This is a genomic window from Gilvibacter sp. CC01 (assembly GCF_055755295.1).
Genome location: NZ_CM146909.1, coordinates 1,224,604 through 1,244,952 on the forward strand (window position 1 = coordinate 1,224,604; position 20,349 = coordinate 1,244,952).

The 20,349-nt window shown below is 43.0% G+C and carries 18 protein-coding genes; 5 read left to right on the forward strand and 13 right to left on the reverse strand.

All coding sequences use genetic code 11. The annotated features are described in order from the left end of the window. The first annotated feature begins 1 nt into the window (after position 1). Both AC0J2F_RS05765 and AC0J2F_RS05770 read left to right on the forward strand, forming a co-directional pair. Positions 2–1,636: a M56 family metallopeptidase gene (locus AC0J2F_RS05765; protein ID WP_473009222.1), complete on the forward strand. Its 1,635-nt coding sequence runs from the start codon at positions 2–4 to the stop codon at positions 1,634–1,636. 139 nt (positions 1,637–1,775) lie between these two features. Then, on the forward strand, positions 1,776–2,876 hold the full coding sequence (locus AC0J2F_RS05770) for a DUF4407 domain-containing protein (protein WP_473009223.1): 1,101 nt from the start codon (positions 1,776–1,778) through the stop codon (positions 2,874–2,876). Here AC0J2F_RS05770 and AC0J2F_RS05775 read toward each other — a convergent pair whose 3' ends face one another. The 8 genes from AC0J2F_RS05775 to AC0J2F_RS05810 form a co-directional block, all read right to left on the reverse strand. Beyond that, entirely contained in the window at positions 2,877–3,038 is a 162-nt protein-coding gene (locus tag AC0J2F_RS05775; RefSeq protein ID WP_157663465.1) for a hypothetical protein, read from the reverse strand. A 1,441-nt stretch (positions 3,039–4,479) separates the two neighbouring features. After that, entirely contained in the window at positions 4,480–5,187 is a 708-nt protein-coding gene (locus tag AC0J2F_RS05780) for a LytR/AlgR family response regulator transcription factor (protein ID WP_473009224.1), read from the reverse strand. A 6-nt stretch (positions 5,188–5,193) separates the two neighbouring features. After that, on the reverse strand, positions 5,194–5,511 hold the full coding sequence (locus tag AC0J2F_RS05785; RefSeq protein ID WP_087524264.1) for an Hpt domain-containing protein: 318 nt from the start codon (positions 5,509–5,511) through the stop codon (positions 5,194–5,196). A gap of 14 nt (positions 5,512–5,525) precedes the next feature. Further along, positions 5,526–6,578, reverse strand: a complete 1,053-nt coding sequence (locus tag AC0J2F_RS05790) for a sensor histidine kinase (protein ID WP_473009225.1) — start codon at positions 6,576–6,578, stop codon at positions 5,526–5,528. A 98-nt stretch (positions 6,579–6,676) separates the two neighbouring features. Further along, positions 6,677–7,777: an FIST signal transduction protein gene (locus tag AC0J2F_RS05795; protein ID WP_087524262.1), complete on the reverse strand. Its 1,101-nt coding sequence runs from the start codon at positions 7,775–7,777 to the stop codon at positions 6,677–6,679. After that, positions 7,774–9,498: a GAF domain-containing sensor histidine kinase gene (locus AC0J2F_RS05800; RefSeq protein ID WP_374957786.1), complete on the reverse strand. Its 1,725-nt coding sequence runs from the start codon at positions 9,496–9,498 to the stop codon at positions 7,774–7,776. The genes AC0J2F_RS05795 and AC0J2F_RS05800 overlap by 4 nt, the downstream gene beginning before the upstream one ends. Further along, complete coding sequence (locus tag AC0J2F_RS05805) at positions 9,491–10,033, reverse strand: heme NO-binding domain-containing protein (RefSeq protein WP_374957785.1); 543 nt, start codon at positions 10,031–10,033, stop codon at positions 9,491–9,493. The genes AC0J2F_RS05800 and AC0J2F_RS05805 overlap by 8 nt, the downstream gene beginning before the upstream one ends. A gap of 10 nt (positions 10,034–10,043) precedes the next feature. After that, positions 10,044–10,463 (reverse strand): response regulator, encoded by a 420-nt coding sequence (locus AC0J2F_RS05810; protein ID WP_374957784.1) that lies wholly within the window; start codon positions 10,461–10,463, stop codon positions 10,044–10,046. A 172-nt stretch (positions 10,464–10,635) separates the two neighbouring features. Between AC0J2F_RS05810 and AC0J2F_RS05815 the strand changes: the two genes are divergently transcribed. The 3 genes from AC0J2F_RS05815 to AC0J2F_RS05825 are packed head-to-tail and all read left to right on the forward strand — an operon-like array spanning position 10,636 to position 14,539. Continuing rightward, complete coding sequence (locus AC0J2F_RS05815; protein WP_473009226.1) at positions 10,636–13,650, forward strand: aminotransferase class III-fold pyridoxal phosphate-dependent enzyme; 3,015 nt, start codon at positions 10,636–10,638, stop codon at positions 13,648–13,650. Next, the gene (locus tag AC0J2F_RS05820) at positions 13,640–14,080 is read left to right on the forward strand and encodes a YybH family protein (RefSeq protein WP_473009227.1); all 441 of its coding nucleotides are present in this window, start codon (positions 13,640–13,642) and stop codon (positions 14,078–14,080) included. The genes AC0J2F_RS05815 and AC0J2F_RS05820 overlap by 11 nt, the downstream gene beginning before the upstream one ends. Then, entirely contained in the window at positions 14,081–14,539 is a 459-nt protein-coding gene (locus AC0J2F_RS05825) for a GNAT family N-acetyltransferase (RefSeq protein ID WP_473009228.1), read from the forward strand. It begins immediately after the preceding gene. Here AC0J2F_RS05825 and AC0J2F_RS05830 read toward each other — a convergent pair. Genes AC0J2F_RS05830 through AC0J2F_RS05850 form a run of 5 tightly spaced genes read right to left on the reverse strand, consistent with a single transcriptional unit; the run spans position 14,536 to position 20,349 of the window. Next, positions 14,536–15,783: an NAD(P)/FAD-dependent oxidoreductase gene (locus AC0J2F_RS05830; RefSeq protein WP_473009229.1), complete on the reverse strand. Its 1,248-nt coding sequence runs from the start codon at positions 15,781–15,783 to the stop codon at positions 14,536–14,538. The two genes, AC0J2F_RS05825 and AC0J2F_RS05830, sit on opposite strands and share 4 nt — an antisense overlap. Then, on the reverse strand, positions 15,780–16,802 hold the full coding sequence (locus AC0J2F_RS05835) for a 4-hydroxyproline epimerase (RefSeq protein ID WP_473009230.1): 1,023 nt from the start codon (positions 16,800–16,802) through the stop codon (positions 15,780–15,782). Before AC0J2F_RS05835 ends, AC0J2F_RS05830 begins: the two co-directional genes overlap by 4 nt. Then, complete coding sequence (locus AC0J2F_RS05840; protein ID WP_473009231.1) at positions 16,783–18,516, reverse strand: DUF885 domain-containing protein; 1,734 nt, start codon at positions 18,514–18,516, stop codon at positions 16,783–16,785. The genes AC0J2F_RS05835 and AC0J2F_RS05840 overlap by 20 nt, the downstream gene beginning before the upstream one ends. Then, positions 18,503–20,086 carry an aldehyde dehydrogenase (NADP(+)) gene (locus tag AC0J2F_RS05845; RefSeq protein ID WP_473009232.1) on the reverse strand — a complete coding sequence of 528 codons (1,584 nt, stop codon included), beginning with the start codon at positions 20,084–20,086 and terminating at the stop codon, positions 18,503–18,505. The genes AC0J2F_RS05840 and AC0J2F_RS05845 overlap by 14 nt, the downstream gene beginning before the upstream one ends. After that, entirely contained in the window at positions 20,083–20,349 is a 267-nt protein-coding gene (locus tag AC0J2F_RS05850; protein ID WP_473009233.1) for a DUF1272 domain-containing protein, read from the reverse strand. Before AC0J2F_RS05850 ends, AC0J2F_RS05845 begins: the two co-directional genes overlap by 4 nt.

Genomic DNA, 20,349 nt, shown 5'->3' on the forward strand with positions numbered 1-20,349 from the left:
CATGGAACTCTACGTTTTAAAATCGGCGGCCTGCTGGGCCTTGCTTTACGGCTTCTACAAGCTGCTCTTAGAGCGGGAAAGCATGCACCAGCTTAAGCGTTGGTACCTTCTAGGCGGATTGGTCCTTGGGGCCTTGATTCCCTTAGTAACATTTACAACATATATCACTGCGGATGCCGATGCAGCTACTGTAATTATATCGGCTGCAGAAGGTACTTCCACTGCCACAGGATTTTGGTCTACTTTAGATTATGTCTCCCTTATTTGGACTATCTACTGGCTAGGCTTTGCTGTATTCGCAGTGCGTTTTGTGTGGAATCTCGGCAAATTATTGAGACGTATTTGGGCCCATCCGAAGCAATCACAAAGACCTTTGTTCTATGTATTACTCGCAAGGCCAGTACAACCACACACCTTTTTTAAATACATTTTCGTAAACAGCAAACGCTTCGCACAGCGGGCAATTCCCAAGGAAGTATTGCTACACGAACAAGCCCATGCGCAGCAATTGCACAGCGCCGATGTGTTACTGGCAGAAGCGCTACAAGTGGTCTTTTGGTTCAACCCATTGGTCTACCTTTTAAAACACAGCATTTTACTCAATCACGAATTCTTGGCAGATGAGGCTGTTCTAAATACAGGCGTGCCCAAGAGTCAATATCAAAATACTTTACTGGCCTATTTGAACCCGAGGACCTGTCCGGACTTGGCCAGTGCCATTAATTATTCATCTATCAAAAAACGATTCACACTCATGAAGAATTCATCACCCAAGAGGATCCAATGGGCAAAAAGCCTATTACTGCTGCCCTTACTCGCAATTCTACTCTACAGCTTTAGCACCACTAAAGAAATATTGTTGGAGGAAGAAATCCCAATCACGGAAACATCAGGAACCAGTTTAAATTACAACACAACCGAGGTCTTTGACACCAACGAAGAACTGCGTATCAACATACAAGGCAAAACCGTGTATGTAAACGGAACCAAAACGAGCTTGCGCGACTTTAAAAAAGCAGTAAATGCCGCTACTCGCAATTGGAATGAGAACGATTTTGAGAATTCTAGCTTAGACCTGCGTATCAAAAATGCAGACGAAGGTTTTATGAACAAGCTAAACCAAATTTTTAAAGAAACTGACTTTTACAAGGCCAACCCGGAGCGTTATCAATATGGGATCATTCCTCCACCGCCGCCACCACCACCAGCTCCACCAACTCCGGTTGTGGAAGAAGTAGAAATAGAAGTTCGCGATGCACAAAACCTTAAATACAAATTGGTTGAAATAGAAGAGGTGGAAGAAGTTGAAGAAGAGCTTGAAGAAATCATTGAGGTAGAAAATGTGCAAACCAAGGTAAAGCGCAAAGCCAAACTAAACAGCAGCGATCCGGAAGATGAAGTCATTATCATTGAAGTGGTAGAAACTCCAGATACTTCGCTTCCTCCGCCTCCACCACCACCAAAAAAGCCTATAGAGGCCATCAAGGATCTTATAGCTCAAGGCGCCAGTTTCTATCTGGACGGCAATAAGATATCCGCAGAAAAAGCACTCGCTTTGGTAAAGGCCGATAAGATCAACTATATCGATGTGGAAAAGGTAGATAACAATCCGCCTAAAGTGCTGATGAAACAGTAGACCTAATCCACAAATGAATGAAAGCCTCGATTTATCGAGGCTTTTTTAATGCTTTATTATGTAACAAAAGCATACAAATTGCGTTCTAATATTCTCGGATGCAGTCCACTACTGCGGCGAACACTTTAATTCATCAATCATGTTACAATCATTTTTCATTTTCTGCTCCGGAGCAGATACGGACATCTTAGACCAATGTGCTCCCGGGGAGCGCACCAAATATGCAGGAATAGGTGCCACAGTCTTCTTTACCGCAGTTATGGCTGCCATTGCAGCAACCTATGCGCTTTACACCGTATTTGACAATTATGGCATTGCCGTGGCCTTTGGATTGGTTTGGGGCTTGCTCATCTTTAATCTGGATAGATTCATCGTATCGACCATAAAGAAACGTGGAAATTTCTGGGACGAATTGGTTCAGGCCACGCCCAGACTCATTCTGGCTGTGATCATCGCCGTGGTCATTGCAAAACCCTTAGAGCTCAAGATCTTCGAAAAGGAGATAGATCAGGTCTTATTAGAAGAAAAGAATCAAATGACCTTGGACAATCAAGATCAGATCGCTTTGCAATATCAGCCCAAGATAGCCGAACTCAACGGGCAAATTGAGACCCTGAAGCAAGAAGTTGTCAGTAAGGAAACTAGCGTCAATGCGCTTTATGAAACTTATATAGCAGAAGCAGAAGGGCGTGCCGGTACCGAGCTGGTTGGCAAAGGGCCAGTATACAAGGAAAAGCGTGAAAAACACGATGCAGAATTGGCTGCTTTGACCGAGCTGCGAACTACCAATGCCGCTAAAATTGCCGATCTGGAAACACAGATCACTGCCTTAGAAACTCAATACGACAATAAGGTCACTGAGACCCAACCGGTAATTGAGGGCTTTGACGGCCTTATGGCTCGTGTAAATGCTCTAGAGAAGCTTCCGTGGTTGCCATCATTCTTTATATTCTTACTATTCCTTGCGGTAGAAACTTCACCGATCTTCGCAAAATTGCTTTCTCCCAGAGGGCCCTATGATCATAAACTCGAGGAACAAGAAGGCGCTATTGCCTCCTGGGCAGCGCAGCAAAAAGAACAGCGAAAGATACTATTGAGCACAGACCTGGCGCTTAACAATCGTGTCTATGGAGATATAGCCGAAGAGCAAGAAGCCTACGACTACAAAAGAAAAAAGGCCCGCGAACTTATGCAGTTACAGGCCGATGCATTCTTTGAAAAACAAAAACGTCTGTTGTGATTAGGCAGCGATGCTGATCTCGCCCAATCCAAAGGTATTGATAGATTGATCCCACTGCAGCTGAACAGTATTGGATTCTACCAAAGTAAAGTTGTTGTAGGCTAAGTAAATACTTAGTAGTCGGCCTGGAATCTGAAGGCTAGCCTTTAGATCTAGCTCCAAATTTTAGGAAAAGATATTAACCACAGGATCGCCGCTACGCTTAAGAACGTAGAGGGTTTATTTATTTCTGCTTTATGAATTAGAATGCTCTAGATTCTTTAATAGTTTATATACGATACCCCGAACACCTTTTTTGCGAGAACCGTTAAAATCGTAAATATTGTTTACTCTTACCAATTCTGTACTATTAATTATTTCTTTTTCAAGAAAACCAAAATCCATCAACTCGATGCTAAGCTCTGTCTTCAGCAATCCTATATAATCAAATTCATTGTTTTTAAGGACAAATCTCAATCCCAATTGTAAGGCATGATAGTAGCCCAGGCACTTTTTGGAATATAACACCTTTACTTGTTCCTTGTAATGTCTTTCGATGAAAATTCAAATTACAGTTATTGTAGCATCATCACTGCCGTCGTTGACAAAACAAAAACTGTAATTTGAATTTTCATCTAAAAACCTTCCGAATGGAATTTTATCAATCAAGCCTTCTTGATTTCTGCAATAGATTATAATGGTACTGCGCATGAAATAAAATATGTTTTTATTAAGAATACTCTTTTGGAACTTTTAAATCACACTTAAACTGGTACTACAGCTACGAACCTTAAATAGTTAGAAGCTATAAACTTGACTTTTAAATTTTAGAATATCAAAAAAGTCCAAAAGAAATGACATATTATAATTTAGTAAAAACCTTGGGTTGTTATCTAACGCTATTATTGCCCCGCATAGACCTAGGCACACCTTATAGAATCACTAACGCATCTTAATCCATTAACACGAATCAAACAAAAATAAGATGATACCTTTAACCCAAGGTTTGGTTTACTAAATTATCGATACAATGGCTTTATTCTCCAAGCATTGCTCAAATCGCCGTAATGTGCCATTACAATTAAAAAAATTCTTTTCAACTGTTATATTTAAATTTCCAACTACCTCCTGCTTCTTAGTGATGAACTGAATAATTTCATCTATTTGATTTGAAGGTATACTGCTGCCTTTAAGTAGCACATAATTATCTATGCTTTTTAGAACGATTGGCACGTGCACAGAATTTTTGTTAATTGCTCAAAGATAGATTTCAGCAATAATTCAACTCGCGGTATTTCGATTAATAACCAGTCTGCACAGATGAATGGGCATTAAAAGGCAATTAATTGTTTCGAGCTTTGAAGAGAATACCTCACAGGGATTTGTCCTAACGAACTAAAGAGAATTGTTCGCTAAATGAGATGCTCGAATCAATGATAAGTATGCAAATATGATTCTCTTGTGGTTTATTGCTCAGACAATACCTTCAAAGAGATCGTTAGGGACATTTTCATAAAAACATTACTCTGTTTGCAATTTATCAATGATGAGCAACTCTATTAAATAAGTAAACCACAAATTATTTTAATCAATATACACCCTAGAATAGGACAAATTTATGTGACTATAATAAGTTTAATTTTCTCATTAATTCTGGTCTATTTGACCTAGATATAGGAATAACATCGCACTCAATAAGAACACTGTTATCTTCAATATCAGTAATCTTAGAAATATTTATAACATAACCACGATGAACTCTAACAAATTTATTAGTCGGAAGTTTTTCAAGTAATTTCTTGACTGTAACATGCACAGAATAGTTTTTATTCAAAGTTTTTATTAACACATAATCACCGTTGGCCTCTATAAGATAAATCTCATCTATCACAATCTTGACTAATCTTCGGTCAATGTTTATAAATAAAACATCATTATCCTTTTCAATCGCTTCTGTAGAATTTTCCATACTAATCCTACCTAACTTTCGCGATATTTTATCGATAGTCTTGATGAATCGCTGTGAGTTTATTGGCTTTAAAAGATAATCTTCAACACACGCATAATTATATGATTCAAGCGCAAAATGTGGATTGCTTGTAATTAATACAACCTGTGTATCTGTTTTTAAAGAGTCTAAAAAATCAAAACCGGTAAATGAAGGCATTTGAATGTCTAAAAATATTACATCTACCTTGCTTTTATTGGTATACTTCAGGGCCGCTACCGCATTGTCAAATTGTGCTACTACATCAAGACCACCTATCTGCTGACAAAGTTGTTCAATAACGGCTCTAGCGGTAGCCTCATCATCAATAATAATACACTTCATAAGCAATTATTTGTCTTTTAAAAATACTTCTATCTTGTTCAATACGGCAGCAAAAGCTTCACTGTGCTGATAATCACCTCCTTTTAGGGCATCTTCGTGTGTTACCGCTACAGCTCTTCCTTCCTTCAGGCCTAAAATACTAATTTTATGCTTAAGCTTGTGAACCATTGCAGCCGCGTGCTGCCAATCTTTTTCTTTCATTAACTGCTGATACTGCTCGAATTCTCCGGGGAATTCCTCTTTAATGATCCCAACGAACTGGGCGATCACTTCCGGTTGACCGTCTGAGATCTCTTTAAGGTAATCTAGATTAGGCTGCTCCATAGCAATCAAAGGTACTATTTTGGGTGGGTAAAATAAAACGCGGCCCCTTCACCCTCGCGACTCTCTAACCTGATCTGTCCGCCGTGATCTTCTACGATACGACTTACTATAGCCAGACCTATACCACTTTTAGTAGAGTCGGCATCGAGCTTTTGGAATACTTGAAATACTTTTTCCTGATGTGCCTTAGCGATACCCGGACCGTTGTCTTTGACATAGAACTCATAATGAGATCCTAGATCTTTATATCCGACCTCCAGACAATCTCCAGAGCGTTTTAGCGCCGTCAAAGCGTTATCCATCAAATTCTGAAAGACTTGACTCATGCGTAAGCGATCTGCACGTACTTGGGGCATCTCGTGAATGACAATTTGAACACCCAAAGGTACTAGCAGCATGCTTTTTACCTCATCGATGAGTTTGTTGAGATCTGTTTTCACCAAACTCTCCTGTAATTCTCGCAAATTGGAGTATCGCAAAATACCGGAGATCAAACTGTCCATTTTTTCCAAACTTGAGTAAATGTAAGGCATATGGGTAGCCGCTTTTTTGGGCTCATCGCTGTCTAAGTCTTCTTCTATCCACTGCACTAAGCTGTGAATATTACGCAAGGGTGATTTCAGATCATGAGATACAATATGAGCATAATCATTAAGATCGTTATTATTTCGTTCTAATCTTTTTGTTAAGAGTTTTTGTTCTTCGTAATCGGCAGAAGCTTTTAGGGAAACTCCAAATTTACGGATAATAGGATCCAACTGCCTTAACTCTACTGAACTCCAAGGCTCATTTCTGGGGCTATGAACCGATAAAATACTATCATTTGTAATCGGAAACACAATTATAAAGCCCCCAGAAACAGGAACTGGACATATATCTTTAACTCTTTTATTTACCGAAACGCAGACGGGTTTATTCTCGTTTAATAAACCGTGTATAAAATCCATATCAACTTCTTCCTTGGGTCTATAAGGCCCAGGTATAGCATATCGCAATCTTAATCTGTTATTGTGTAGCTGTACTATCCACCCTGCTTTGAGCATCTTGCGGCTTAAAAACACTTTCATAAAATGGTCGCAATTGTCCCGGTAATTCAAAGATTTCCCAATTGCCATAGACAATTCATAAAGACTAAAAATTGTTTGTAGAGTTCCTCCAGACATCGCTATTCAAATAGTCCCACTACAGTGGTCTTATTAAAAAATTCCAAAAAGCCTTCGCCAAATGAAGAAATTTCTCCTAAACTAAGCGCACCACGAATGGTAGGATCAATTTCTTTATTTCTTAAAGCGATAGAAACTGCTTTTGCTTCGCGCTCAAAGTCATCACCCAAAAAAAGTACTCGCGATATACAATCAATTATAATAGCCGCGGTAGGCTTTCCGGCTTGATCTGCAGCTTCTGCTGCGGCTTGTCCAGCTGCTATGATAAGCGGGTCAATCTTTCCCTTTAAAACATTTAAAAAGGTGTTTTCAGCAACTTCACCTACACAAATCAAATGGCCTTGCTCATTTACCGCGATCGGATCGCGAACAATACATTCAGAGCCTTCACGTACCATCCCAAAAGGGTATCCTTTGGCAATATCAAAAAATGCTTGACTGTCAAAACTCGCTCCAGAATCGGCCTCTACAAGCTCCCTGTAAACCTCAAAGGCAGGTTTCCAATTGATCTCTTCGACTATATTGGCATTGGTCTTGGTAGCAATAAAAGGACCCCCCAGCTTTTCCCAACCGTGCTTCACTCCCAAATGCGTGGTCTGGTTCAGCAAACAATAAACAGCGGCATCTTCTAAGAAACCTTCACGACTAAAGATACAGGGCGCTTGTTGTAAACTCAGACTGCCAGCTCCTCCTCCAAAATAGCGGATTTCACTTCCATAGCTGCGATAAAGCTCAGAAAGGAATCCGGAGATACCAGAAGCCAGACCATCTACCAAGGCAAATACACAATAATCACTACCCAAGACTTCAGGATGCTTTTCAAGGGCATAACTTACGTCCGCCAAACCACGGACCGTGTGAATTTTCTGTAGCCCCTTGAGCTGAGTCACTATAACACCTAGATTTAGTAACTTATCGTCAAAGATTAGTTTTGGAAAGATCCCACCAATATACTGACAGGTTGTTTCGTTAAGCGCAGTCATTAACTGAGCAACATCTAAGGGCGTGTTTTCGGCCACCATGACTACAAACAATGTATCTGGAGCTGCATTTTGTTGCATCGCTTGAGCGATCTCGCGGGGATTTGGATTCTCGAATATCATTTTTTCTTGCTTAGGGTAAAGTAAAAAGTCGTGCCTTCGCCTGGGGTACTTTCTAACCAGACTTCTCCATCGTAAAATTCCACTACCTTTTTAACCAAGGCCAGTCCTAATCCGTTGGATTCACCGTCTGGATTTAGGGATTGAAATATCTTAAATATCTTCTCGTGGTATTCCGGAGGAATTCCCTGTCCATTATCGGTCACACTGAATTGGTAAAAGGTTTCTTTATCTTCGGAGCAGATCCTTACAAAACCTTTCTCCTTATCGTTGTATTTAATTGCATTCACCATCAAGTTTTGAAACAGTTGTTGCAACATTACCCGACTGGCCAAAACCACTGGAAGCCGCTTCGGAATTTGAACTTCTATGCGACTCGGAATATATATTGTTTTGACAATATCACAGACTAGTTCTCCTGTGTCCACAACAGAAAAATCTTCGTCGCTTTGATCTATAGCTGCATATTTAAGAACATTAGAAATTAATTTTTCCATTTTATCTATAGTACTTTCTAAAAGATCAAAATGTTCTTTTGACTTAGTGTTCAAAGTATCGAAGTTGTCTTCTCGTATCCAAGCCGTAAGTGCATTTATACTTCGCAATGGAGACTTCAAGTCATGAGATACTACATGAGCATATTCACTGAGTTCGTTGTTAGACCTTTCAAGTTGTCGCAACAATTTTACATTGCGCATTTCACTTTTTTTGCGTGCTTCAAAATCTAAAGCCGAATTCAATTGCAATGCAACCAAATTAGAAACAGTATTTAATGTTCCCAATTGGAATTCGGTAAAATAATTTTTCGACTGATGTTCAGCATCAATAACTCCAACTAATTCACCATTCAATAGTATAGGAACCGTAATTTCAGATAGCCTAATCGCATCATCAACTATATATCTGTTATCTGCGGTGGTATCAGGTATAATTTCCCCGATGCCCGATTTTGCAACCGTTCCAACAATACCCTTACCAAGAGGAATTTCTATTGGATTTACTATAGTTCCATAGTCATTCAATTTTGCGCCAACAGCTGAAATTTGTTGCAAAGCATTCATCTCCGGACGCTTAATGTACACTATACAATCGTTTGTGCCCAAAAAGTCAGCAACCCTTTTTGCGATTGCTGTACCTATTTCAATGAGATTAACTTTTCCTAATATACATTGAGAAACTTCAGAAATAAAAGACAAAGCATTGGTTTCGTTGAGCTGCTCTGTTATGTCTCTTACAATACCTTGAGCAGCTATGGGTCGCTTTTTATTGTCTAGTACTACCGAGGCATTGATCTGTACCCATCGGACACCTTGATGACGGGTTAACACGCGAGCCTGATAATTGGTAAAATATCCTTTCTCTGTTAGCACTTGAAAGGACTCCATAGCGTAGACAAAATCTTCTGGATAGATCAATGAGGTAACATTGACCTTTTCCTGCTCATAATCAAAGCCGAAGAGTTTGGTCGCTGCCTCGTTCATTCGCAAGATGTTCCCACCTAAGTCCATCACCACGTAGGCATCGACTATATTCTCGAAAATTCCTTGGAGCTGGGAATCTCTTTCGCCCAGAAGCACCTCCAGTTTTTCATTGGCCTCGTGCAATTGCTCCGTGCGCTGATAGAGCTCAGCGGCTTTGTCCTCCAGGATCTTTTCTGCCTGTTTCCTGGCAGCTTTCTCCCGTTCGAGTTTTCTTAGAAGGAGTCTATGCTCGTTGTTATCCATTACTGGAAATTACGAATTTAACCTCAGATCCGTCTTCTTTAAGCATGTCCATGGTTATAGTCGCTTCTTGGTTGAAGTGTTTAAAGGTTTGTTCCATCAATCCCAAACCAAAATTATACATCGATCTAGAAGAGCTGTAAACCATTACAAGGTGGTTCGCACTTTGTTCTTGGATGTCAAAAGTAGGGAGCTGAGCGTCCGGGTAGATCTTTCTCACTTCCACGTGAATGTGATTCTCGATAGAAGCAAGCATTTCGATAGGATCCTTGTACAATTCCAAAAAAGAAGGGTATTCTCTTTTAATGACCTGAAAGAAATGCTCTGCAAAAACGCGCTGCAAGGTGCCGACATCTATTCCTGTCTTTGCACTGAGATGCATTAAAAGCTGTAGCATCTCTCCAAAATCGTAAGTTCCAACAGCGGTGTAAACCCCACCTGAAGGTAAATCTGACTGATCGATGATATAGTCTACGGTCTCTAGGCCAAACTTTTCTTCGACCAATTCTATAAGTTCTGTAAATATAATTCCTTTCATGGATGATGTGTTACGTCAAAACAGGTTTTGTGAGTTCGTTATTTTCCCAATAGGCCAAAACAGCGCCCATTCGGTTTACATAGTCTTGGTATTGCAAGGGCTTTAATATGTATCCGGCAACGCCAATCTCATAGCAGGCAAAAAGGTCTTTTTTGTTACTCGAAGTAGTTAGTACAACTGTCGGTAAGAATTTAAGGCGATCGTCTTTCTTTAGGATCGCCAAAAATTCCAGACCATTCAATCGCGGCATATTGAGGTCTAGAAATACGAGATCTGGTAAACGGCGGGCATCTTTTAAATACTCTAAAGCGTCCTCGCCGTTGTTTACGGGGATCACCTTGTGCTGGGTGCTGAGTTTTTTAAAAGCCCTTTCTAGCTTCATGATCTCTATTTGATCATCTTCTAGTAATAGGATTTCTAATGTTTTCATAGGGGTATCATGGATATGCAAAAGTGTTAAATAATACAAATTTTGCCGTTTAAGTTTCGACGAATACGCCGTTTAGTGCCGACAGGTGGTAATTTGGGTACGATTAGTGGAAAAATCGGCCCGTTGAAAAACTACAGTTTACGTAACTTTATTTCGGCTAAAATAAGAAGCTATGACCCAAACTGCAAATGCAGCTATCCTTAAGGAAATAAAGGCCCATTATGGCCTGGATGGAACCTTAGACTTGCTCTACGGAGAATACACTCAGAATTATCATTTTAAAACCAGTAATGCGCAAGACTTTTTAGTTAAGCTCGGACCCGAAAATGCAGCTCAGGATACAGCCAAATTTGAGCAAGAGCTGCTCTTGTATCTCACCCAAAAGCACAGCGGAATAAAAGTTCCGGTTCCAATAGAAACTAAGACAGGCGAATCTCATTGTACCATCGCCCTTAACAGTGGCCAACACTCCTTACGCATTATTAGCTGGATTCCTGGAAAGTTATGGTCTGCCGTAAATCCGCATACAAAACAACTCAGATACGAACTTGGAAAAGCGAGCGGCGGACTTTTAGAGGCGCTACAAAGTTTTAATGCGGATGCTTGCAGTCTGAATCCGAAGTGGGAACTCAATAAGGCTGACTGGTGCCAAGACGAACTCCACAACTTCAATACTGCCGAAAGGCAATTATTGGCATTTTTCTTAGATCGATATAAAGCCGACAAGGCTGCATATCAAAAACTGAGAAAACAATGGATTCACAACGACTTGAACGACAATAACATTCTGGTCGATATCAAAAAAGAACAGATAAACGGACTAATAGATTTTGGCGATGCGAGCTACGGGCAGACCATTAACGAAATTGCTGTTTGTTGCGCGTATCTCATCAGTGGATTCCCTGACCCTTTAGATTCCCTCACCCCTTTTTTAAAAGGAGTGCATGAGGTATTCCCACTGCAAGAAGATGAATTACAGCACCTCTATACTTTGATCGGTATGCGTTTGGTTTTAAGCGCAGTGCATGGAAAAATCAATGCCTTGGCAGAACCCGACAATCAATACCTGCAAATAAGTCAAAAGGCCGTTTGGGAGAATCTAAAAATATGGAGCACCATCCACCCCAGATTTGCCCACTACAGTTTTAGAAAGGCATGCGGGTATGATGCCCACCCACAGACTCAGGCCTTTGAGACCTGGGCGAATCAGCAGCAAAGAAGCTTTATCGACATATTTCCAACAACAAGATTTAAAACAGCACAACATCTGGACCTCAGTGTCTCTAGTTTGTGGATAGGTACTCAGGAAGAATTCAACGACCTGGAATTGTTCGAGTTTAAGATCGAAAGATTACAGGCCAAAAATCCAGACAAAATCATTGCCGGAGGCTATCAAGAACCTCGACCTCTTTATACCGATCCTGCCTACGATACGGTGGGCAACTACGGCGCACAAAGTAGAACCGTACATCTGGGTGTTGATTTTTGGCTGCCCGCTAAAACCCCTGTACACAGTTTACATGCAGGAGAAGTTGTGATTGCTGTCAACGACCAAGGCAACAAAGAATACGGCGGCTTAGTGGTCCTAAAACACAAGGAAGAAGATCTGGAATTTTACACGCTCTACGGACACTTGATTCCAGAGACTGCCTTAGCACATCAAGTGGGGGACACCATAGCCGCAGGTGGTTTAGTGGGTATGCTTGGAGCCGCTCACGAAAATGGCAATTGGTCGCCTCATTTGCATTATCAATTTATGCTCGACCTCTTAGATTATACCGATGATTTTCCGGGGGTCTGTTATGCACATCAGCGGGAAATATGGCGGGACCTTTGTCCAGATCCGAATCTGTTTTTCAAAGATCCCGAACTCAATGGTGATGAAAACAACCAATCCGACGAACTGCTAAAAAAACGGAAAGAGGTCTTGGGCTATAGCATGAGTTTGTCCTATGACAGCCCCTTGCATATAGTTCGCGGACAGGGCGTTTATTTGGTAGATTCCTGGGGACGCAAATACATAGACACCGTAAACAATGTTGCTCATGTTGGGCACGAACATCCGCAGGTAGTGGAGGCTGCTCAAAAACAAATGGCAGCCTTGAATACCAACACCCGCTATTTGCATAAGAATGTGATCAAGTTTGCAGAAGACCTGTTAAAGACCTTTCCTAAGGAGCTTTGTGTAGTGCATTTTGTGAATTCGGGCAGTGAGGCCAATGAGCTTGCTGCTAGAATGACAGAAGCGGTGACAGGGTCTAGACATATGCTGGTATCAGAAAGCGGATACCACGGCAACACCAGAACCTGTGTGGATCTGAGTCACTATAAATTCGCGCGAAAAGGAGGTTATGAGCCTCCGGCTACTACCCACGTTTTTCCAATTCCTGATGCCTTTAGAGGCAATCACCGCGGAGCCGAAGCAGGCTTAGCCTATGCAGAGGATCTGGGGCGAAAAATTGAGGTCATGGAAAGTCAAGGAATAAGACTAGGCGGGCTGCTCTTGGAATCTGTACTTAGTTGTGGCGGGCAAATACCACTACCTCCTGACTTTTTAAAAGCAGCTTACAAAGAAGTAAGAGCTGCCGGTGGCCTCTGCATAGCAGACGAGGTGCAAGTAGGTATGGGTCGCTTGGGAGACAGCTTCTGGGGGTTTCAGCAATACGATGTGGTTCCAGACATAGTGACCATAGGCAAACCATTAGGCAATGGGCATCCAGTAGCGGCAGTAGTTTGTACTGCGGAGGTAGCCGCAGCCTTTAACAACGGCATGGAATATTTCAACACCTTTGGCGGAAACCCGGTGTCTGCCGCCATTGGATCTGCAGTCTTGGCCGTTATTGAGCAAGAAGATCTCATGCAAAACGCCCAAAGTGTTGGCGGTCAACTCCTCAGCGGACTAAGAGCCTTGCAAAAAGAGTATCCTATCATTGCAGATGTTCGGGGCAAAGGCTTCTTTTTAGGCTTTGAACTGTGCGACTCCAACTTAAAACCCCTTACAGCACAGGCCAAATACCTGGCCAACCGCATGAAGTATTACGGTTTTTTAATGTCTGTAGATGGCCCGGACGACAACGTGATCAAAATAAAACCACCCATGGTATTTAGCCCGCACAATGCAGAGCAACTTTTATCTTATCTTTCTAAAGTATTCAGCGAAAACAAAATGCAAGATTATGAAGCTTAGCTATCTAATATTAGGATTGGGGCTGCTGTTCTTTTCCCAAACCGGATTGAGCCAAACTCAAGAAGAAACTGACAAAGCGGCCATTATACAGGTCATGGACGATCAATCTAAGGCTTGGTCTGCCCACGACCTAGAGGGCTTTATGGCGGGATATTGGAAGAGTGATTCCTTGAAATTCTATGGCAGCGGAGGCTTGGTAAAAGGATGGCAAGCCACTTTAGATCGCTATAAAAAGAGCTATCCAACTGCAGACCATTCAGGGACACTTAAATTTACCATAGACGATGTGAGCCCTGCCGGAACTGACTCTTATACCGTTATGGGCCGTTACCATTTAAACCGCAATGTAGGCGATGCCAATGGGGTGTTTTTGGTAGTATTTAGAAAGATCAACGGGCAATGGAAGATCGTTGCAGATATGTCTTGTTAGATGAAACCGCGCATTCGCAAAGCTACTTATGAGGATATGGAAGTCCTGCAAACCTTTAAAATGGGATTGATCGCTGCGGAGTTGCCCATGGACCCTACCATTCATCCAAGCACTACTAGCTATTACGAGTTCAAACCCTTAATTGATGGACCAAACTCAACCCTTTTAGTCGCAGAATTAGATGGCGATATAGTCGCCTCTGGCTACGCCAAGATCTTAGAAGACCGCAAGTATCTAAAACATACCCATTACGGCTATTTGGGTTTTATGTTCGTGCCAGAAAAGCACCGTGGCAACGGTTATAACGGCATGGTCACAGAGGCTTTAATTGCTTGGTGTAAAGCCCGAGACTTAACAGAAATTCGCCTAGATGTCTATTCGGTGAATGCAGCGGCGATAAGGGCTTATGAAAAAGCTGGGTTCAAGCCACACTTGCTCAATATGCGCTACGATCCTTAAAACTTCCTATCAGGATTAAAGGGCGACAGATCCATTGAGGTCTTCTTGTCAGAGATCAGTTCTGAAACTAGTTTCCCTGTTGCAGGCCCCATACTCCAACCCATCATGGCATGACCAGTAGCCAAGACCAAGTTTGAACATTTACCTGAACGGCCTATATATGCCATTCCATCTGGTGAGACAGGGCGCAATCCGCAGGCAGCCTCAGCTTTCTCAGCCTGTGTTAAAGCAACATCAGGATAGTATTTCGTAGCTGCCTTGGCAATAGCCTCCACCCTTTCTGGACGAATCTTGTGATTGATTCCTGCGATCTCCATGGTCCCTGCAAAACGCGTAAAACCATCCATGGGAGTAACGGCTACCTTTGACTCACAGAGTATAGCAGGCATCTTAATTCCTAGGTCTCTGGTCGAATTTATACGATAGCCTTTCCCTGCCTCCAAGAGCATTTTTATACCTAATTGTTTCGCTAGTTTAGCGCTCCAACTTCCGGAAGCCAGGACAACCTCATCTGTTGCATAGGTGTCTTTATTGGTCACAACTTTGACAATTCGATCGCCTTGGGTTTCTAGGCGTTGCACCTCTTCTTGAGTTTGAATTTCAACGCCTAATTGCGGCAATCGATTCTTTAGCTCTGCCATCAACTGGTTGGGTGTGGTGTGTCCGTCACAACCAAAATGTACCCCACCTATGGTATCAATCTTTACATCAGGCTCCATCGCAATGATCTCTTCTCGCGTTACCGGAGCGACCTCCAGGCCTTCTTTTGCAGCTAAGTTGGCTACTTCCAGTTCGGCATCGAGCATCTTTTGCGTCTGACACAGCATGATGAGCCCCTTGCGCTCCAGTTGGAAATTGAAATCTTCTGCGGATTTCAGCTCGGGAAACAACTCCCGACTGAGCAGGTTTATATCGCGAATAGCGCGGACAGATCGGTCAACATTTGCTTGCGAACAAGAGCGGTTGAAAGCCAAGGTCCATTTTATAAAATCGGCTTCCAATCGGGGCTTTATAAAAAGTGGACTTGACGAATTGAACATCCACTTAAGGCCTTTTTTCATCACCCCGGGAGCAGCCAAAGGAATGATATGACTCGGCGTTAAGTAACCCGCATTGACATAAGAGGCCCCTTGATCCATCTTAGACTTATCGATCACACGAACCTGGTGCCCTTCTTGCTTTAAATAGTAGGCACAACACAGCCCTACAATTCCTCCTCCAATAACTAGAACTTCTTTGCTCATATTACTTGAAATCCATAAGCGTAGGGATCATCAGTAGGATCAATACTGATGGTATTCTGTCCGTAGATCTTGGCCCAGCCACGAATCTGCGGAATTATCGCATCATACTGCCCCACTTTGGTGGTTCCTACAATTTTACAATTAAAGGTAGAGCCAATAAAGCTCTCGTGAATAAACTCTTGGTCTTGGGCTAGTATACCCTTAGCATGTAATTGTGCCAAGCGCGCAGATGAGCCCGTACCACAAGGCGAACGATCTATCGCTTTGTCACCGTAGAACACCGCATTTCTGCCATGAGAACTGCTGTAAATTGTCTTGCCTGTCCATTGCATATGGGAGATCCCGTTTATATTGGCATCTTCCGGATGGACAAACCGATCCGGATACTTTTCATTGAGTCTTTTGCGCACCACTTGAGAAAAAGCGATGATCTGCCCGGCAGTAAAATCTTCCAAGCCGATGTAATTCTCTTGCGGATCTACTATGGCATAAAAATTACCTCCGTAGGCAACATCGACCTTAATTTCGCCCAAGTCCGGACAGTCTATTGATAAGCCACTAGCTGCAAGGAAACTCGGTACATTTTGGATTTGCACCCACTCGACTTTACCATAGTGCTCTTTGTACTTCACCTGTACAAGCCCTGCCGGTGTTTCTAAGCGAAGTTCGCCAGGGGTTCTGGGTTTTATCAGTTCCTTTTCTATGGCTATGGTCACCGTACCAATGGTACCGTGACCGCACATGGGTAAGCAGCCTGAGGTTTCTATAAACAGTACTCCGCAGTCATTCTTTGGGTCTGCCGGAGGATATAAAAAACTCCCGCTCATCATATCGTGGCCTCGGGGTTCGAACATCAGGCCCTTACGGATCCAATCGAACTCTTTTAAAAAGTGCAAGCGCTTTTCTGCCATTGTTGCTCCTTGGAGCTCCGGATGCCCTGTAGTGACCACGCGCACCGGGTTGCCACAGGTGTGCCCGTCTATGCACTCAAAAACGTGATTATTTGCTGTTGCGCTCAATGTAGGCGTTGATTCGTTGTTCTAAAATATCCAAGGTTACTGTTCCCTGTCCAAGTATGACCTCGTGAAATTCGCGAATATCAAAATCCGATCCTAGACTTTCTTCTGCTTTTTGTCGCAGTTCTCGGATCTTGAGTTCTCCGATCTTATAAGACAAGGCCTGGCCCGGCCATGAGATGTAACGATCTGTCTCGGTATTGACCTCGTGAATAGATAAGGCGGTATTACTCGCCATAAAATCCACCACTTCATCACGAGTCCAACCCAAGGCGTGAATTCCAGTATCGACCACCAAACGACAGGCGCGCCACATTTCGTAAGTGAGCTGTCCAAATTCTTCATAAGGGGTAGTGTACATGCCCATCTCTGCAGCTAGATATTCTGAATATAATCCCCATCCTTCGCCATAGGCAGACAGATAGAGGTTCTTTCTAAACTGTGGGATACTGTCTCCCAATTCGTTGTTAAGCGCTCCCTGCAAATGATGCCCCGGCACAGCTTCATGCACCGTTAAGGCAGGTAAAGTATACAAGGTTCTGCTAGGCAGATCATAGGTGTTCACCCAATAATATCCAGGGTTGGTGCTGTTCTTTGAAGTACCTACATAACGCCCCCCAGTATACTTGGGTGCAATAGCATCAGGCACAGGGGCAACTCCATATGGCTTTCTAGGTAAGGTTTTAAAAAATCGAGGCAATTGCTCGTCTGCACGTTTGGCCATATCACGAGCTATCATGAGTAACTCTCGTGGGGTCTTGGCATAGAACTGCGGATCTGTTCTTAAGAACTGTAAGAAATCTGCAAAGGAACCTTCGAACTCTAGATTAGCTATGATCTGCTCCATCCGGGCCTTGATTCGAGCCACTTCCTTAAGCCCAATATCGTGTATATCTTGAGCCGTATACTGCTGCGAAGTAGTGTAGAAATTGATCCGATCTTGATAAAATTCTGCGCCACCAGGCAGACTGGAAATCCCGATATCCTCTCGTGCATTAGGGTAATATTCTTCTTCAAAGAATTTTTTAATTCGGATGAATTGGGGAATTACATTCTGTTCCACAGCTAACTCTGCAGCAGTCAAAACCGAATCCCGCTGGGTATCTGTAAGTCCGGCAGGTAAGTTTTCAAATGGGGAAAAAAAGTAACTGTCCTTGTAATCGAGGACTATGTGATCGTCATAAGTAGACTCATAACCTTTAAAGATCACTGCGGCCTGCACTTGTCCTTCTGCTATTCCTTGTCGCAGGTTCGCAAAATGCTGATCGACATAATCGGGAATGGCATTGAGCACGTTCAAATAATCGATCACTTGCGCATAGTTGTTCAACGGACGCACCCGGTAATTCAGATTTAGATGAAAACCAGAATCAGACAACAGAGGATTCAAATAACGCTTATAGGTGTTGAAAGCTACTTTATCTTTAAGCACAAAGGTGAGCAGCTCTTTGGAGATCTTTTCAGAATCACTTAGACCTACAGTATCCAAGGTTTTTAGTTCCACCAACAGAGAGTCTGCAAAGACAGCGTCTTTGGCGTAACGCTCTGGCGTATACAAGCCGAGTTTGTAAACTTTATGATCGTAACTGTCGTAATTCTCATGGGCCGATATTAAGGCAGCCAAACGGTCAGAATTGTTCTGGGATTCTTCGCAACTACTCGTGAAAAAGAGCAGCGTCAAACTCGCAGCGAGCAGGGTAAATCTAAATTGCTTCATGGGTCCATTTATTATTAACTAAACGACGTAAACCGAGTGGATTCTCATTTTGTAAAGCTAGAGGCAGCTGCTCATTCGGCCAATCTTGGAAGCTAAAAGGTCTTACCCAACGCTTTATGGAATGAATCCCTACAGCAGAAAATCTGGAATCTGTCGATGCTGGATAAGGTCCGCCGTGTAACATCGATGGACAAACCTCAACCCCTGTTGGAACCCCGTTAAAGATCAAGCGACCTACGCGGTTTTGAAGAGCTTCTACCACATCTTGCTCGCCAGATAAATCCGCAGGGCTGGCTAATATTGTTCCTGTTAATTGACCTTCTAAATTCTTAATGATGCTTATTAGTTCCTCTTTAGAGCTGCAGCTTACCAGCAGCGAATAAGGACCAAAGACTTCTCGGTGTAACTGGTCGTTTTCTACGAACTCCCCCCCAGACACCTTCAAAACCATTGGGCTTGCATAATTAGCGGCTACAACTGCTGTCTCGTCCACAACGGTCGCTGTCCCAGCTTGTTCTTTTGCGGTGCTTTTACCTTGGTCAAAGGCTTGTTTGATCTTTGGGTGTAACATGCACTGCGGAGCCAATTCTTCAAAGGCCTGTTGTAGGTGATGCTCAAAACTGCGGAAAGCATCCGAATCCAAGCCTAAGATCAACCCAGGATTCGTACAAAACTGACCCGTACCCAAATTGATGGAACCGGCGTATTTCTGCGCCCAACCGGTAGCATCTTCTTCCATGGCAGAAGGCAAAGCCACCACAGGGTTTATGCTTCCCATTTCTGCAAAGACAGGAATGGGTTCTTCTCTACCGGCAGCAAGATCGAACAAAGCACGTCCGCCCTTAATACTACCTGTAAAACCGACTGCTTTTATCCCCGGATGAGAAACCAATTGCGTCCCTACTTCAATACCGCTAGAGTTCAAATTGGAGAAGATCCCCGGATCGAATCCACTTTGGTTGACTGCAGTACTTATGGCCTGAGCAATTAACTCGCCAGTACCAGCATGCATGGGATGTGATTTTACGATCACAGGGCAGCCTGCAGCCAAAGCGGCAGCCGTATCACCGCCCGCAGTGGAATAAGCCAAAGGGAAATTACTAGCGCCAAAGACGGCCACCGGACCTAGGGGAATGTTCATTTTTCTTAGGTCTGGCTTAGGTGCGGGAGTTCTACTCGGGTCACCAGTATCTATATTGGCCTCCACCCAAGAACCTTCGGCCACCAGATCTGCAAAACTCCGCAGTTGAAAAACCGTACGCCCGCGTTCTCCTTGGGCCCTACCAGCAGGCAAACCAGATTCTGCACAGTAGGTTTCAATAAGTTCGTCCCCCAAGTTCATGATCTGATCTGCAATGGCATTGAGCAGCGCGGCTCTATCTTTTCCGCTACTGGAACGAAAAGACTCGAAAGCGCGGGTTGCCGCTTGAACTGCGTCATCGACTTCGGCTTCTGTGGCCTCGGTAAAAGTCCAAGGGTTGTCCGCATTTTTTTGCGGGTCAAAAGTTCTAAAAGTTTTTGTTCCCTTAGCCGAGGGCTGACTGGCTATGTAACTCTTTCCTGTTATCATGAACTGAAGTGTTTTTTATAATGAGCTTCCAGATCAACTGGTTTAAATACTACTTTATCACTTGGCGGATACTTTGCAAGTGTGTTCTTTGGGCGTATAGGTCTTGGAGTAAATCCGCCGCCACAATTGGGACAAACTTTCCGCAAAGGTCCAGAGACACAAGCTTTACAAAAGGTACACTCAAAAGTGCAGATCATGGCCTCGGTAGAATCAACCGCCAGAGGCTTATTGCAATGCTCGCAAGTGGGTCTAATTTCCAACAT

What these genes read in the sequence shown, in the direction of transcription:
- AC0J2F_RS05765 (WP_473009222.1), top strand. Translation starts at nt 2, where the DNA reads ATGGAACTCTACGTTTTAAAATCGGCGGCCTGCTGGGCCTTGCTTTAC.
- AC0J2F_RS05800 (WP_374957786.1), bottom strand. Translation starts at nt 9,498, where the DNA reads ATGGATAACAACGAGCATAGACTCCTTCTAAGAAAACTCGAACGGGAG.
- AC0J2F_RS05785 (WP_087524264.1), bottom strand. Translation starts at nt 5,511, where the DNA reads ATGGAGCAGCCTAATCTAGATTACCTTAAAGAGATCTCAGACGGTCAA.
- AC0J2F_RS05845 (WP_473009232.1), bottom strand. Translation starts at nt 20,086, where the DNA reads ATGATAACAGGAAAGAGTTACATAGCCAGTCAGCCCTCGGCTAAGGGA.
- AC0J2F_RS05850 (WP_473009233.1), bottom strand. Translation starts at nt 20,349, where the DNA reads ATGTTGGAAATTAGACCCACTTGCGAGCATTGCAATAAGCCTCTGGCG.
- AC0J2F_RS05810 (WP_374957784.1), bottom strand. Translation starts at nt 10,463, where the DNA reads ATGAAAACATTAGAAATCCTATTACTAGAAGATGATCAAATAGAGATC.
- AC0J2F_RS05780 (WP_473009224.1), bottom strand. Translation starts at nt 5,187, where the DNA reads ATGAAGTGTATTATTATTGATGATGAGGCTACCGCTAGAGCCGTTATT.
- AC0J2F_RS05790 (WP_473009225.1), bottom strand. Translation starts at nt 6,578, where the DNA reads ATGAAAGTGTTTTTAAGCCGCAAGATGCTCAAAGCAGGGTGGATAGTA.
- AC0J2F_RS05795 (WP_087524262.1), bottom strand. Translation starts at nt 7,777, where the DNA reads ATGATATTCGAGAATCCAAATCCCCGCGAGATCGCTCAAGCGATGCAA.
- AC0J2F_RS05805 (WP_374957785.1), bottom strand. Translation starts at nt 10,033, where the DNA reads ATGAAAGGAATTATATTTACAGAACTTATAGAATTGGTCGAAGAAAAG.
- AC0J2F_RS05770 (WP_473009223.1), top strand. Translation starts at nt 1,776, where the DNA reads ATGTTACAATCATTTTTCATTTTCTGCTCCGGAGCAGATACGGACATC.
- AC0J2F_RS05820 (WP_473009227.1), top strand. Translation starts at nt 13,640, where the DNA reads ATGAAGCTTAGCTATCTAATATTAGGATTGGGGCTGCTGTTCTTTTCC.
- AC0J2F_RS05840 (WP_473009231.1), bottom strand. Translation starts at nt 18,516, where the DNA reads ATGAAGCAATTTAGATTTACCCTGCTCGCTGCGAGTTTGACGCTGCTC.
- AC0J2F_RS05830 (WP_473009229.1), bottom strand. Translation starts at nt 15,783, where the DNA reads ATGAGCAAAGAAGTTCTAGTTATTGGAGGAGGAATTGTAGGGCTGTGT.
- AC0J2F_RS05825 (WP_473009228.1), top strand. Translation starts at nt 14,081, where the DNA reads ATGAAACCGCGCATTCGCAAAGCTACTTATGAGGATATGGAAGTCCTG.
- AC0J2F_RS05815 (WP_473009226.1), top strand. Translation starts at nt 10,636, where the DNA reads ATGACCCAAACTGCAAATGCAGCTATCCTTAAGGAAATAAAGGCCCAT.